Genomic DNA, 13,738 nt, shown 5'->3' on the forward strand with positions numbered 1-13,738 from the left:
TCATTTAGTGGGAGGGGTATATATGTTAAAACAATCCATGCATTCATTCGTTTTACTGTATCCAAATGTGTTGTTAGAAGGGTGGAGGATTGAAAAAGTTTCAGAACGTTTTGAAGGTGAAAAGTGGGAAACTGTTTGGTTTCAGATTGATACTCCAACTGGAATGTTTCGAGTAAAGGAGTTTTTTCTCGATATAATGGAGCCAGTATTTCCAGATACCTGTATTTCTCAAGCAAAAGGGGATTGTTTTCAATATAAAAAGCTTGTGTATTAAAAAGGTGTAAATTATAAAGGAAAAGAAAGTTACGTTACATCTACATGGAAAACACAAGTTGAAATTTCTGTTGATCATGGATATGTAAACCTAGGCGAAATGGAAAGGTTTCTACTCGGATTACAACCGGTACATACAGAGTTTGCGAAAACGATATTACATACACCATTTTACTTATTAAGCTTTCAAGCTAAGAGAGGTGAAATGGGTGAGATAGGAAGATGTCGTGAGTGGAATGATCCAGATAACATACGCTATGTAAAGTTATCAATTCATAAAAAGCTGAGTTGGAAACTTGAATCGGTCGGTTTTGGAAATGATGAAACGCAGTATGTATACTGGGACGAAGATAATAAACTATATGCACTTTGGGTTTGTAGGCATAAAAACAAAGCGTATTATCCTGTTTCTTCATGGGCAATGAATTATGGTCCACAACAAATTATAAACGGGTTAGAGTTTTATTCTCACCCTGATCACGGAACAGTTGTATATGAAAATCTCGGTAATGAACAAATCGCATACGTATTTCGAGGGAATCCATGTACAAATTTTGAACAAGTAAAAGAACTTTTTGCCTCTTTGTAAGATAAAAAGAAAAATGAGAACGACAAAGTAGATATTCCTATAATAAAATAGAGAAGGATTAGACTATACGAAGAAAGCGTTGGTGAAAGAATGGAGCAGCAAAGACATTGGCTACAAGCAACTGTAGAAAGAAATGAAACGAATACGTTACATATAAAGTGGGAAGATAATATAGAAGAAGTTCGCATTTATTGGAGTACTTCACCAGATCATATTGAAGAAAATGGGGAGTTACTTGCAACGGTAAATGGAGAATCATCATATACAATTGGAAATTTAAGTGAAAATGAGCGTCCATATTTTAGACTAATAGGTAGTAATGGACAAGCAGTGACAGTAGCTGAGCGTAGACTGCCATTACAAGGCGCGTTTAACTTCCGTGATATGGGAGGGTATGAAACGCTTGAAGGCCGTAAAGTAAAATGGGGCAAGTTGTACCGTTCTGAAGAGTTAGCAGGATTAACAGAGTGGGATATTGAGTATTTACAAAAGTCTGGCTTAAAGTTAATTTGTGATTACCGTACAGACTTCGAAGTGAAGCATAAGCCAAACCCTGAGATTACAGGAGCTCGTCAAGTGTGCTTACCAGTTATGCAAGATTTAGCGAAAGACTTGAATATAAATGAGTTTTTCCAAGTTGGTGACCTTTCTATGTTAGGGAAACCAGGCGAATACTTTGTAAAAATGAATCAAGATTTCGTAAGTGGTAACGAGGCGTTCGTAAGCTTCTTAAACTTAGCGCAAAACCCGGAAAACTTACCGTTAGTAAACCACTGTACAGCTGGAAAAGACCGTACTGGATTTGGATCAGCATTATTATTACTTTTACTAGGTGTACCAGAGAAAACAGTAATGGAAGATTATTTACTAAGTAACGGTTTCCGTGAAAAGTTAAACGAGAAAATGATGGCCTTTTTAGGTGCAAAACTACAAAACGATGAGAGTAGAGCGATATTAGGTGCGATGTTCGAAGCTCGTGCTGAGTATTTACAAGCTGCGATTGATGAAGTGAAAAAGCAATATGGTTCAGTTGAAGCGTATGCTGAAAAAGCACTTGGCTTTACGAAAGAGTCGTTAGAGGAAATGAAAGTGTTATTACTAGAAGATTAATAAGTAAAAGGAGGCTGAGCAGATTAGCCTCCTTTTACTTATAGCGTAGTTGAAAATAGAAGATAATGGTGTATTCAATAAAGAGCAGGTTAAGCGCCTCATAATGAAATATATAAACTTATATTACTATCGTGTTATTATGTTAAGTGACGGTAAAGTGGTGTAATTTAACATGCCTACTTTAATAATGATTATAAGTTATTAAACGCAGAGGTGTAATTTTAGTTATATAAAAATTGAATTAAAGTGTGCTTTAGTTAAAAGAATTAAATAAATTTTAAGCAATGAGAACGAAGCTTTTAAAATAGGAGTTGAGGAGAACATCATGAAATACAAAGTTATATTATTCGACGTAGATGATACATTATTAGATTTCCCTGAAACGGAAAGATACGCACTACATAATGCGTTTGTACAGTTTGGTATGCCTACAGGGTATAATGATCATCTTGCAAGTTATAAAGAGATTAGTAATGGATTATGGAGAGATTTAGAAAATAAAATGATTACGCTAAGTGAATTAGCCGTAGAGCGATTTAGACAATTATTTGCACTTCATAATATAGACGTAGATGCGCAGCAATTTAGTGATGTATATCTTGAAAACTTAGGAAAAGAGGTACACCTTATAGAAGGTGCAGTGCAATTATGTGAAAATCTACAAGATTGCAAGTTAGGTATTATTACGAATGGATATACGAAGGTGCAACAATCAAGAATCGGAAATTCACCTTTATGTAATTTCTTTGATCACATTATTATTTCTGAAGAAGTTGGTCATCAAAAACCAGCGCGTGAGATTTTTGATTATGCGTTTGAAAAGTTTGGGATTACTGATAAATCAAGTGTACTAATAGTTGGAGATTCGTTAACTTCTGATATGAAAGGCGGAGAAGATTACGGCATTGATACGTGTTGGTATAATCCGAGTTTGAAAGAGAATAAGACGAGTGTTAATCCGACTTATGAAGTGGAGAGTCTGCTACAAATTTTAGAAATTGTAGAAATGGCGGAAGAAAAGGTAGCTTCATTTTAATTGTGCTGATATTTGTCGAAAAATCGATATATTGAAAAAATCGTTGATATATTGTGAGTTGTGATAGATATATTGAAAAAATCGTTGATATATTGTGAGTTGTGATAGATATATTGAAAAAATCGTTGATATATTGTGAGTTGTGATAGATATATTTGAAAAATCGATGATATAAGTTCATATACTAAGATATAGAACAAAAAATAACGCTACTATACAAGGTCATTCACGTGTTATAATGCGTGAATTAAATATACGTATATAAATAGTTTCTCAGAGTGATGCGATGTCATGTATGATTAGTGTAACAACTAGAGGTGAATAAAGGATGTTAACGTTTTTATTTGAGTTAGACAAGAATCTCCCGCAGAAGGATGAGTCACGGTATGATGCATATTCAAAGGGTTTTATCGAAGGAGATGTAACGATTTGCGCGAGTGACAGCGTATTTTTTCAAAAATCATGTATAAAGGTTGCAGAGCTGGGCATTTATTTAGGTCAGTGGATGGAACAAGTTCAACATGGGCAGAACGTGCCTATGAAATATGAAACGGCTAACCGTGAAGAGGTAATTCTTAGTTTCTTCTATGAAGAGGATCATAATCAATGGAATGTTTCTTCCAGCTGGCAAGAATTTGAACTGCAAGAGCGTATAGCTACTACAACATTAATAGAGAGTGTTCAACGCTATTTGTATGAGCTAAATAAAGAACTGCGCGCGATTGAATATCCTGTGACGTTTGATCAGTACTTAAGAGGAGAGCGAATGATGCAGCTCTCTTACAAACGACCGTGTGACAGCAAAGCAGATACGACGCCGATAGAGGTTTATAATGGAAGCGAGCAAGTAGGCGTAGTACGGGGCTATTATAAAAATACGTTGATGAGAGTGCTGGATTTTATTCCGAAAATTGGTAGTAATATCATTTATGAAATAAAGGATAGTAAGGGAAATATTCGCGTCATTGCAAAGGATGTAAGTAGGCAGCGCCAAAGAAGGATTTTAGTAACGTACAAAGATAATAATGATGTAGAGCATGAAATACTTGTATGTGACGGAAAGTTATTGGATGCAAATTTCTTATTTACCTTTACATATAAGGCAGAAGAATATGTTGTTCATAAAACTTCATTTGGAATGGGAAAGTTATTACGAAAAGGCTATGTAATTGCAGATTGGAATATTCGTCTTGAGGAAGATATGTATTACATTGAGATGAAAGTATATGATGAAGATTACATGCAGGATCAATACTTACTATTAGGCATATTTCATGCGGTTTTATATGGATAATCAATGAGAAATACCGTCATTCGTCTTGGAAAGAATGACGGTATTTTTTATGTGATTCTTGTGACTGGATGCCTTTAATCAATCCTCAAAAATAAAAACCTCATCAATCGTACTATGAAGTGCCCTCGCAATATCGTGAGCAAGCTGCAAGGAAGGATTATATTTTCCTTTTTCGAGATGGCTAATTGTTTCACGACGTACACCAACTTGTTTCGCTAAATCTTCTTGCGTCATGTTCAATTTGGCGCGGTATTCTTTTATTTTCGTTACGAACGCCATGGTGCATCTTCCATTTCATCAACTGGTTTATCGTAAAAGAACATAGAGAATCCGAACGTAAGAATAAGTGTGCCGAAAATAAGAGCGATATCAATTTCTTGTAGCACCGGGTTTGGAAATAACATTTCAATGAACATAATGATAGCGGTAGTTAGTAACGTAACGATAAAGGCATTGCGGCACGATTTATTAACGATTTGTTCAAACAGTTCATCGTGTTGAACCGTTCTATATGAGGTGAAAAAGGAGAAGAAACAAAACATAGTAAACAATCCTTTTCCATAAAAAAAGCCAAGAAAACCGAAGAAACCAAGAAATCCTAAATATTTTATCCAAGTTGTTTTCATGATAGTTCCTCCTTATCATGTTAGAAATAAATCACGTTATGTTATAAATATATCACATATGAATAGGAATGGTAATAATAGTTTTCCAGTTTGCTTCATAATAATAGTAAAAAGAGGAAATAGGCTGCGAAATAAAGAGGATAATATTGTAAAATGGTTGTAAGGAGGGGGAGGAAGGTATGCTAAATTGGATTATGATCGTTGTATTACTTGTAGTGATTACTGTAGTCGCGACGGTGTTAATTGGGCGAAAGGGTGATGCAAATTATAGTAAATCTACAAAGGGGAATATTAGAAGACTTACGATGATTTATATTATACTAGCTGTCGTTTTAATCGTTGGGTTAGGTCTGTATATTTATTTTAAAGGTTAAAAACTGAAAAATACAAAAATCTAAAAATATAAGTATGCTATAATGTTAATATAGTTATTTGGTAATTAAGGAAAGGATTGGATGTAATGATTGAAATTACGAATGTGTCAAAAAGTTATAATGGTTCTACCTATGCAGTAAAAGATTTAAGTTTATCTGTGCCTAGCGGAGAAATCTTTGGATTTTTAGGACCGAATGGTGCCGGTAAATCAACGACAATTAAGATGATTACTGGTATCCATGGGGTGGACAAAGGAACGATTACGATTAATGGTATAGATATTATGAAAAATCCGATGGAAGCGAAAAGGACGTTTGGTTATGTCCCAGATAGTCCAGATATGTTTTTACGATTAAAGGGAATTGAATATTTAAACTTTATGGCAGATATGTATGAAGTGCCGAAAGAAGTACGCCAAGAACGAATTGAGTCCTTAGCGAAGAAATTTGATCTTTATAATGCTTTATCAGATCAAATTCAAAGTTACTCGCACGGTATGAGACAAAAGATTGTTATTATTGGTGTGCTCGTGCATGAGCCAGATGTATGGATTTTAGATGAACCGTTAACGGGGCTGGATCCGAAATCTGCATATATTTTAAAAGAAATGATGAGAGAACATGCGGATAAAGGAAAGATTGTATTCTTCTCTACACACGTATTAGAAGTGGCAGAAAAATTATGTGACCGCGTCGCGATTATTAATAAGGGGAATTTGCAGTTCAAAGGGAATTTAGATGAAATGAGAGATCATTTTAAATCCAATGAATCACTTGAAAAAATGTTCTTGGAGATGACGGGCAATGAGTAAAATTTGGACGTTAACGAAAGTATTATTGAAATTAAATTATGCAGATTTTATAACAGATAAGAAGAAGCGATGGGCGTATGTATTTTCATTTGCAGCTATTTTATTTGTCGGCTTTTTACTGTTTGGTTCTATCACGCATGCAATGTATGAGGGAATGATACATTTAGGGCAAGATCCAGGAATGATTATCGCAATGGGACTTGCGATTGCGAGTATATGGGTATTTTTAATGAGTATTACGAACATTTTAACTGTATTTTACTACAGCAATGACATTGAAATGTTATTACCATTACCATTAAAACCAGCGCAAATTATTTCAGCCAAATTTTTAACGGTATTAATTACACAATACGTAATGAGTTCATTTATTTTATTACCAATCTTTATTACGTACGGTTTAAAAAGTGGCGCGTTTATTACATATTACATATATATGATTTTTATTTACTTACTCTTCCCGATTGTGCCGTTAGTACTAGCTTCGTTACTGATGACAGTTATTATGAGGTATACAAATATAGCGAAAAATAAAGACCGAGGAAATATATTTATTGGAATCGTAAGTATACTATTTATTGTAGGAATTAACGTATTTTTGCAGTGGAAAAATAAAAGTTCGTTTTCTGAAGATGCAATTGCGGATTACCTTGCAAACAACCAGTCTTCTCTTTTAGTACAAATGACAAACTATTTTCCAACTACATATTTTGGAGCAGTGGCATTAGTAGAAAATGCAAATTGGAAGGGTCCTTTATATATAATAATCTTTGCAGTTATTTCATTTGTATTTTTTGTGTTGTTTTATTACATTGCAGAGCGTACATATTTAAAAGGGGTTATTGGACTTTCAACGAGTACAGCAAAAAAAGAAGTCATTTCAGCAGAAGGCTTACAGAAATCTACGGTACAAAGTTCACATTTGAAAGCATATGTGAAAAAAGAATTTAAAACGTTATTCCGTACACCACAATTTTTCTTAAATTGTATCGTACAAACTTTCGTTATGCCAATTATGTTGTTCTTTATTTTATTTGTGCAAGATGGAAATTTAAAGTTTATTACAGAGTATATTAACAATCCAGAGACAACGGGATTTGCAATTGGTGTTGGCCTTTGTGCATCGTTATTTTTAATGGGTAGTAACGTCATTGCAACAACGTCATTTTCGCGAGATGGAAGCTCTTGGTTTGTGAATCGTTATTTACCAGTAAAGGCTTCGGATATCTTTTTTGCGAAAGCAATCACTGCTTGGTTAATTAATGTAATTATTTTAGCAGTATTCGGTATTACGATGGCAGTTGTAGCGGGAATTTCTCCAGTATTTATGGTTCTTTGGTTCTTATTAAGTGCGAACGGTTTATTGTTAATTAATTTAATCGGAACACGCTGGGACGCACAAACTGCAGATATTCATTGGGATACAGAGCAGAAATTATTTAAAAGTCGATATACAACTTTGTGGAATTTTTTAGTTAATATTTTAATAGCTTTAATTATTGTGGGGGGAGTAAGTGTATTATACTTCTTCCTTCATGTCGGACTGTGGGTTATGTTTATCGTTTTATTTGTAATGTTTACGATTGTAAATTATATTTTTATTAAAATGTTAAAATTAGGTGCTGAACGTATACTGTCAAATATTCAATAAGAAGATAGATCCTCTGTATTCATGCAGGGGATCTGTGTATAGATGGAGGAGAAAAAGGTGAAGAAAATAGCAATTGTAACAGGGGCAACTCGTCTGAATGGAATTGGTGCAGCTGTATGCAAGGTGCTTGCTCAAAAGGGGATAGACATTTTTTTCACGTACTGGCCAAAGTATGATAAAGCGATGCCATGGGGAATGAGTGATCAAGAACCCTTTTTGCTGAAAGAGGAAATTGAAAGTTACGGTGTTCGATGTGAAATGGCAGAAATCAACTTATCGCAGTCGTATTCATCAAATCGTTTGTTTTATATGGTATCAGAACGGTTAGGTGATCCATCTATTTTAATTAATAATGCAGCGTATGCTACTCATACGAGAATTGAGGAATTAAATGTAGAACAGTTAGATAAACATTATACGGTTAATGTTCGGGCTACTATGTTATTAAGTTCATTATTTATAAAACATTATGCAAGCAAGACGAGTGGGAGTATTATTAATCTTACTTCAGGACAGTCACTCGGGCCAATGCCTGATGAACTAGCATACGCAGCAACGAAAGGAGCAATTGAAGCATTTACAAAGTCAGTAGCACCAGTTGCGATGGAGAAGGGGATTACAGTGAATGCTGTAGATCCAGGACCGACGAATACAGGATGGATTACAGAGGAGCTGAAGCATCATTTAGTATGGAAGTTCCCGCAAGGTAGAGTTGGAGAAACAATGGATGCTGCGCGCTTAATTTCTTTTTTAGTAAGTGAAGAAGCGAAATGGGTTACTGGGCAAGTCATTCACTCGAATGGTGGTTATTCATAAAAATATTATGTTAACAAATGTTGAGAAACAAAAAACGAAAGAAAATTTTATTTTTTTGTATAAATAAAATGTCAAGAAAGATAAAAATTTGATAGAAGAGTATATCGTCATATAAAGATAGTAATTCTTAATGTGACAATATACTCTTTTTCTTTTGTTAGAGAGAAGAAAAATGAAGTAGAAGAAACTCGAATATTCGAATTGATTTATCAGTTTTTGTACGTATTATTATGAAGATTACTGTCGGAAAGATGGTAATTCGTATGAAAAGGGATTTTTTAAAGGGAAATCGAATCGTAAAGGGGAGGATAAATAAAGTAAACATAGGGGGATTTATATGAAAATGAAAAAGGTCGCTATCGCATCGATAACAATTGGCACAATGCTTACTATGGCAGCTTGTAGTCCATCAGCAGATAAAGAGGCAGAAAAGAAAGAGCAAGTAACAGCGCAAAATGAAGGAGAAGCAAAAACGACAAGTGCAGATGAAGCGTCCAAAACAACGAAAGATACTGAAAAAGAAACAAATACTTCTTCAAATGAAAAAACAGATAAAGATGCAAAAAATACGAAAGAATCATCAGGAACAGAAAGTAACGGTAAAACATCAACTCAAAATGAGAATGTGAAAACAAAAGAAAAAGAAACGACAGGAAAAACGAATGACCAAACGACTAGCGGGAAAACAGCAGATCAAAGCACAAGTACAAGCTCAAACACAAACACAAACAATAACGAAAAGACAACGAAAGATCCGAAGAAAAGTGTTGCTGTGAAAACGAACGTTAAAGAAGTTGTGGCATTAATTGATAGCTTGGACAAGCAGTTAGCTGCTAATCCAAAATTGGAAACAGTGAATAAGCTTGGCAAACAAATTAATGAAAAGTGGGACGTGATTGAAAAAGAGCTAGAAGCATCACATCCGACGGATTCTAAAACAATCGGTCAAAGCATGTATCCGTTAATTGTAGGAGCGGAGAAAGAAAAAATCGATATTAATAAAATGAAATCATTAACGACGAAAACGAAAAAAGATTTAAATCAGTTATTGACGAAACTTTCATAGTTTCAAAAGCCTACTCGTGTGAGTAGGCCTTTTTTAGGTTGTTGTAATGTGCACAGTATAACTTATTTATTTTCATTTTCAATTACGATGCGAAAGGAACTGAATGCTTGTTGACTGATATAATCTTCTTCGCTAACTTTAAAAGGAAATGGAAAAGCAACGAGTTGAAAATTACTTTCCTGATCCACTGAAGGCAATGTGAAATTAAAGATTTGTCTTGTTTCAGGTGCAACCTTAGTATAAACGACTTTTCTATTGTTAAATATTTCAACTTGTTTCCAATCTTTAAAAGCCACGATTGCGTAAGTCATTTCATCATTTGTTTCATTACCGCTTGATAAAATTAATTGCTTGCCTTCCTTTTCAAAGAAGACAGTTTGTAAGTTCTCTTCACGGTTCGTAACAAATAATGGTTCGTAAAGACCATCTTTTAAAATAGCATCTGGATCTATAAGGGAGAATTTTATTTTTTCGTTTTCTTTCTGAAGAGGATGCATTGAATATCGCATACTTAGAATATCTTCTAAAATAGCTGCTTTATTTAAGTTATTATCTTTTAATTTGTATTCAGGTTTTTTAATTATTAAAAAGGTTAATTCATTTGCATTAGGAGAGGTGTGTAAAGAGATTTTCGTAGTAATTGAACTGTTTGGTTTCATATCAAAAAAATAGTGTGATATTTCATTAGTAGTATCTTCTATTTTAAAAGGTTTTTGTACGTAATCTTCTAGAACAATTAATCCATATTTTCGGTTTTCATTAATAGTATGTACGAATGATAATGTTACATTAACTCTATTATCCTCACTAGTAATGGTACTACCATTGTTAATATGTTGACCTTGATTATCCTTCAATCCGTAAGAAATAGTATTGGTTTGTTGCTCTCGTTTATTTTCTATGGAAGGTGGATGAGGTTGTATGATTGAAGTATTGAACAAAATATAAATTGTAAGTAATGAAATAAGTAAAACACCGCTAATAATATATATTTGTTTCATAAATAGCACCTCAATATATGTAAAATATTAGAGAAAAAAGATATGCAAGATGCATATCTTTTTTCTCTTTCTTACCAGAAAGCTTTTGTTTCGTGATTCACATCATTATAACCACATAATTTATAGGTATGATTACCGATAGCGTAATCATCTCCATAATAAATGCTTGTGTTGGTCGCTGTAGCACTTACAAAGGATGATTTTTTTGCACTATTACTTTTCGTATTTACTAATGAGCCATCGCCATTGAAAGTTCTTGCTTTTGCATAAACATAGTCTTCGGTCGTAGTTGATTTCGATTTCGCAACTGCATATGGGTTACCAAAAAAGGGAGTATATACGCTAATGTTAGAGTCATTCTTAGGTGCAGCTGCAACAGTCAAACTAGGAACAATAGATGTTTTTGTTGATTGAATTGTATCAAAGTCAACTAAAATGGGCTGCTTGTCTACAGTATCGACCTCTGAAGCACTTGCGTTATTAGTAAAACCAAAACCTAAAACCGCTAACCCTAAAGTTGTCACCGATAAAGATTTTTTCATATTCACTAATTTTCCCACCTTTTAAAATTTTTGAGTTCGAACTCAATTCATACAATATATGAAAATTTCGAAACTCTCAATGTTTTATCCCATACTTAACTTTTCTTTTATTTTCAATTCAACATATCTTCATTTGGAAAAAAGCGAATATATCTTCTAATGCTTAGCCAGCAAGGAATACAGGTTTAACCTTATGAATTTCGTGTAAATTTAAATCTATTCATGTCATAATCTCTGTTATTTTTAAGTTCATATGGGAAACGTATTAAAAAAAGGATGGTGACAAAAATGACAATTGATCGAATTTGTACAATTGGACCCGCAAGTAATAATAAAGAAACGTTAGCACAGTTAATAAAGAATGGTATGAAAATTGTTCGACTAAATTTATCGCATGGCACGCATGAAAGTCATAAAGACATCATTCGTTTAGTGAAATCATTAGATGACTCTATTAAATTTTTGGGTGATGTACAAGGTCCTAAAATAAGATTAGGTGAAGTGAAGGGAGAGCAAATTACACTTCAGGCAGGAGATCCTTTTATTTTACATACACAACTAGTTACAGGGAGTAATATAGAAGCAAGCGTTGATTATGAAGGAATTGCGAATGATGTGAAAGTAGACAGTAGAATTTTGATTAATGATGGAGAAGTTGAATTAATTGTTGAAAAGATAAGTACGGACAAAATAGAAACAAAGGTCAAAACAGGTGGCAATATCTCATCCCATAAAGGAGTTAATTTACCAGGTGCGGCTGTTAGTTTACCAGCTATTACAGAGAAAGATAAAAAAGATATTCAGTTTCTTTTAGAAGAGAATGTTGATTTTATCGCGTGTTCTTTCGTAAGAAAACCTAGTCATATAAAAGAAATACGAGATTTTATACAACAGTATAAAGAAACGTCACCTAATGTAATTGCAAAAATAGAAACGATGGAAGCAATCGAGAATTTTCAAGATATATGTAAAGAAGCAGATGGAATTATGATTGCAAGGGGCGATTTAGGAGTAGAGTTACCGTATCAATGCATTCCGCTTTTACAGAAAATGATGATTCAGGAATGTAATCGAACGAATACATATGTCATTACAGCAACACAAATGCTTCAATCTATGGTAGATCATTCTATTCCAACAAGGGCAGAGGTGACTGATGTGTTTCAAGCTGTACTGGACGGGACGAATGCAGTTATGCTTTCAGCTGAAAGTGCATCAGGAGAGCATCCAATCGAAAGTGTGAGAACATTACGTCTCGTTTCAGAATTTGCGGAGCATGTTAAAAAAGGTGGACCTTTTGCGATGAAAGATGTACTGCAATTACTGCGTGAGTCTCTGGATGAGTAATAAATAAAAAGAGGGCGGATATGCATCCGCTCTCGTGTTTTTCATTCATACTATTCTTGCTCTTGCTCATCCAAAATCTTTTCAAACGCAGCAGATACTTTATCAAACTCTTCATCATTTTCAATGTATGAAAACTCATTATCTTCTTCTACTTTTAAAAAGAAAATATCAATGTCTTCCTCAGTTTCTGTTTGGATATCTTCAACAAAGGCAACTGCAATATACTCTGCGCCTTCGACATCCATCACTCCAAGTACTTCTACTTCTTGCTCTTCGTTATTCTCATCACTAAGAGTAAACACTTCGCCAACTTCAATATCAGACATATTCATTCTCCTCCTGTTCGACTCTAAAAATAGAGCGCTCAAACTGTATACATACTAATATATCTTTCCATGAAAAACCAAATTCATACATAAGAAAAACGACTGATAGTTCTTTAGTATAAGTATCCAGCTATTAGGAGCATTATTTGTCTGTGCTATATTACTTAATCCATTCAACAATTGTATCCATAGTCTGTCTTGTTTTATCACGCTTTGGCTCTTCTTTACGGTAACCAAAGGCAACCATAACTGATACTTCAAGATTATCGCCTTGTATAATGCCTTCTTGACGAAGTAAAGTATCTACTTCCTCTTTATCAAATCCTTCTATTGGACAAGAATCAATACCGATTTGAGCTGCGCTCGTCATCATATTACCTAAAGCAATATAAGTTTGTTTAGATGCCCAATCAAATACAGCACGATCGGATTGTAATAAGTTAAAATCTGATTCCTGGAACTTTTTGAAGAATTCATATCTAATTTTTTGAGTGTCTTCAGGCAATCCAATAATATCGTTCATCATATATTTAATATACTCTGCATCATAGTGCATATCTTTAATGTTTCTTGAAAGAACAATGACGAAGTGGCTTGCTGTTGCAAGTTGCCCACCAGCGCCCCATGAATATGGTTGTAGTTTTTCTCTTAATTCTTTATTTTGTACGACAATAAATTTCCAAGGTTCATATCCAAAAGAAGAAGGAGATAATCTGCCTGTTTCTAAAATGAATTTAAAATCCTCTTCTGAAATTTTGTGCATAGGATCGAACTCTTTACATGCATGTCTGAAATGAAAAGCCTCCATAATCTTTTCTTTTGTAATTTCGTTTGTATTTGTCATAAAAGTTCCTCTTTTCATAAATTTATTTTTG

The 13,738-nt window shown here is 33.9% G+C and carries 15 protein-coding genes and 1 pseudogene; 10 read left to right on the forward strand and 6 right to left on the reverse strand.

Annotation, left to right across the window (positions count from 1 at the left end):
* Positions 1-22 precede the first annotated feature (22 nt).
* The 4 genes and pseudogenes from CGQ22_RS31550 to CGQ22_RS20710 all read left to right on the forward strand — a co-directional run bounded on the left by CGQ22_RS31550 (position 23) and on the right by CGQ22_RS20710 (position 4,302).
* Positions 23-862: pseudogene (locus CGQ22_RS31550) on the forward strand (hypothetical protein).
* Between the two features lie 90 nt (positions 863-952).
* Positions 953-1,972: a tyrosine-protein phosphatase gene (locus tag CGQ22_RS20695; protein ID WP_089149236.1), complete on the forward strand. Its 1,020-nt coding sequence runs from the start codon at positions 953-955 to the stop codon at positions 1,970-1,972.
* 325 nt (positions 1,973-2,297) lie between these two features.
* Positions 2,298-3,008 carry a YjjG family noncanonical pyrimidine nucleotidase gene (locus CGQ22_RS20700; protein WP_000875942.1) on the forward strand — a complete coding sequence of 237 codons (711 nt, stop codon included), beginning with the start codon at positions 2,298-2,300 and terminating at the stop codon, positions 3,006-3,008.
* Between the two features lie 328 nt (positions 3,009-3,336).
* A complete protein-coding gene (locus CGQ22_RS20710; protein WP_046945756.1) occupies positions 3,337-4,302 on the forward strand; it encodes a tubby C-terminal domain-like protein in 966 nt (321 codons plus the stop codon).
* 78 nt (positions 4,303-4,380) lie between these two features.
* On the opposite strand, the gene CGQ22_RS20715 is transcribed toward CGQ22_RS20710, so the two are convergent.
* Positions 4,381-4,581 (reverse strand): helix-turn-helix transcriptional regulator, encoded by a 201-nt coding sequence (locus CGQ22_RS20715; protein ID WP_042512355.1) that lies wholly within the window; start codon positions 4,579-4,581, stop codon positions 4,381-4,383.
* Positions 4,569-4,928 (reverse strand): DUF3796 domain-containing protein, encoded by a 360-nt coding sequence (locus CGQ22_RS20720; protein ID WP_074593369.1) that lies wholly within the window; start codon positions 4,926-4,928, stop codon positions 4,569-4,571. Before CGQ22_RS20720 ends, CGQ22_RS20715 begins: the two co-directional genes overlap by 13 nt.
* Positions 4,929-5,107: 179 nt before the next feature.
* Between CGQ22_RS20720 and CGQ22_RS20725 the strand changes: the two genes are divergently transcribed.
* The 5 genes from CGQ22_RS20725 (at position 5,108) to CGQ22_RS20750 (ending at position 9,647) form a co-directional block, all read left to right on the forward strand.
* Entirely contained in the window at positions 5,108-5,302 is a 195-nt protein-coding gene (locus CGQ22_RS20725) for a hypothetical protein (protein ID WP_000935864.1), read from the forward strand.
* A gap of 86 nt (positions 5,303-5,388) precedes the next feature.
* Entirely contained in the window at positions 5,389-6,114 is a 726-nt protein-coding gene (locus tag CGQ22_RS20730) for an ABC transporter ATP-binding protein (RefSeq protein WP_000570195.1), read from the forward strand.
* On the forward strand, positions 6,107-7,765 hold the full coding sequence (locus tag CGQ22_RS20735) for a putative ABC transporter permease subunit (protein ID WP_089149237.1): 1,659 nt from the start codon (positions 6,107-6,109) through the stop codon (positions 7,763-7,765). Before CGQ22_RS20730 ends, CGQ22_RS20735 begins: the two co-directional genes overlap by 8 nt.
* Positions 7,766-7,822: 57 nt before the next feature.
* Positions 7,823-8,581 (forward strand): SDR family oxidoreductase, encoded by a 759-nt coding sequence (locus CGQ22_RS20740; RefSeq protein WP_089149282.1) that lies wholly within the window; start codon positions 7,823-7,825, stop codon positions 8,579-8,581.
* Positions 8,582-8,918: 337 nt separating this feature from the next.
* Positions 8,919-9,647, forward strand: coding sequence for a hypothetical protein (locus tag CGQ22_RS20750; RefSeq protein WP_000782526.1), 729 nt, complete (start codon positions 8,919-8,921; stop codon positions 9,645-9,647).
* Positions 9,648-9,709: 62 nt separating this feature from the next.
* On the opposite strand, the gene CGQ22_RS20755 is transcribed toward CGQ22_RS20750, so the two are convergent.
* Entirely contained in the window at positions 9,710-10,648 is a 939-nt protein-coding gene (locus tag CGQ22_RS20755; RefSeq protein ID WP_000810172.1) for a hypothetical protein, read from the reverse strand.
* Positions 10,649-10,719: 71 nt separating this feature from the next.
* On the reverse strand, positions 10,720-11,196 hold the full coding sequence (locus CGQ22_RS20760; protein WP_089149238.1) for a XoxI protein: 477 nt from the start codon (positions 11,194-11,196) through the stop codon (positions 10,720-10,722).
* 282 nt (positions 11,197-11,478) lie between these two features.
* Here CGQ22_RS20760 and CGQ22_RS20765 point away from each other — a divergent pair, with 282 nt between their 5' ends.
* The gene (locus CGQ22_RS20765) at positions 11,479-12,537 is read left to right on the forward strand and encodes a pyruvate kinase (RefSeq protein ID WP_000151073.1); all 1,059 of its coding nucleotides are present in this window, start codon (positions 11,479-11,481) and stop codon (positions 12,535-12,537) included.
* Positions 12,538-12,587: 50 nt separating this feature from the next.
* On the opposite strand, the gene CGQ22_RS20770 is transcribed toward CGQ22_RS20765, so the two are convergent.
* Entirely contained in the window at positions 12,588-12,869 is a 282-nt protein-coding gene (locus tag CGQ22_RS20770) for a DUF1292 domain-containing protein (RefSeq protein ID WP_003301955.1), read from the reverse strand.
* Between the two features lie 154 nt (positions 12,870-13,023).
* Positions 13,024-13,707 carry an NAD(P)H-dependent oxidoreductase gene (locus tag CGQ22_RS20775; protein ID WP_000185710.1) on the reverse strand — a complete coding sequence of 228 codons (684 nt, stop codon included), beginning with the start codon at positions 13,705-13,707 and terminating at the stop codon, positions 13,024-13,026.
* Positions 13,708-13,738: the final 31 nt, after the last annotated feature.

Origin of the sequence: Bacillus sp. M13(2017) (assembly GCF_002218325.1) — a bacterium.
Classification (GTDB): domain Bacteria; phylum Bacillota; class Bacilli; order Bacillales; family Bacillaceae_G; genus Bacillus_A; species Bacillus_A thuringiensis_K.

Coding starts and splice junctions, on each gene's coding strand:
- CGQ22_RS20695 (WP_089149236.1), top strand. CDS start 953: ATGGAGCAGCAAAGACATTGGCTACAAGCAACTGTAGAAAGAAATGAA.
- CGQ22_RS20700 (WP_000875942.1), top strand. CDS start 2,298: ATGAAATACAAAGTTATATTATTCGACGTAGATGATACATTATTAGAT.
- CGQ22_RS20710 (WP_046945756.1), top strand. CDS start 3,337: ATGTTAACGTTTTTATTTGAGTTAGACAAGAATCTCCCGCAGAAGGAT.
- CGQ22_RS20715 (WP_042512355.1), bottom strand. CDS start 4,581: ATGGCGTTCGTAACGAAAATAAAAGAATACCGCGCCAAATTGAACATG.
- CGQ22_RS20720 (WP_074593369.1), bottom strand. CDS start 4,928: ATGAAAACAACTTGGATAAAATATTTAGGATTTCTTGGTTTCTTCGGT.
- CGQ22_RS20725 (WP_000935864.1), top strand. CDS start 5,108: ATGCTAAATTGGATTATGATCGTTGTATTACTTGTAGTGATTACTGTA.
- CGQ22_RS20730 (WP_000570195.1), top strand. CDS start 5,389: ATGATTGAAATTACGAATGTGTCAAAAAGTTATAATGGTTCTACCTAT.
- CGQ22_RS20735 (WP_089149237.1), top strand. CDS start 6,107: ATGAGTAAAATTTGGACGTTAACGAAAGTATTATTGAAATTAAATTAT.
- CGQ22_RS20750 (WP_000782526.1), top strand. CDS start 8,919: ATGAAAATGAAAAAGGTCGCTATCGCATCGATAACAATTGGCACAATG.
- CGQ22_RS20755 (WP_000810172.1), bottom strand. CDS start 10,648: ATGAAACAAATATATATTATTAGCGGTGTTTTACTTATTTCATTACTT.
- CGQ22_RS20765 (WP_000151073.1), top strand. CDS start 11,479: ATGACAATTGATCGAATTTGTACAATTGGACCCGCAAGTAATAATAAA.
- CGQ22_RS20770 (WP_003301955.1), bottom strand. CDS start 12,869: ATGAATATGTCTGATATTGAAGTTGGCGAAGTGTTTACTCTTAGTGAT.
- CGQ22_RS20775 (WP_000185710.1), bottom strand. CDS start 13,707: ATGACAAATACAAACGAAATTACAAAAGAAAAGATTATGGAGGCTTTT.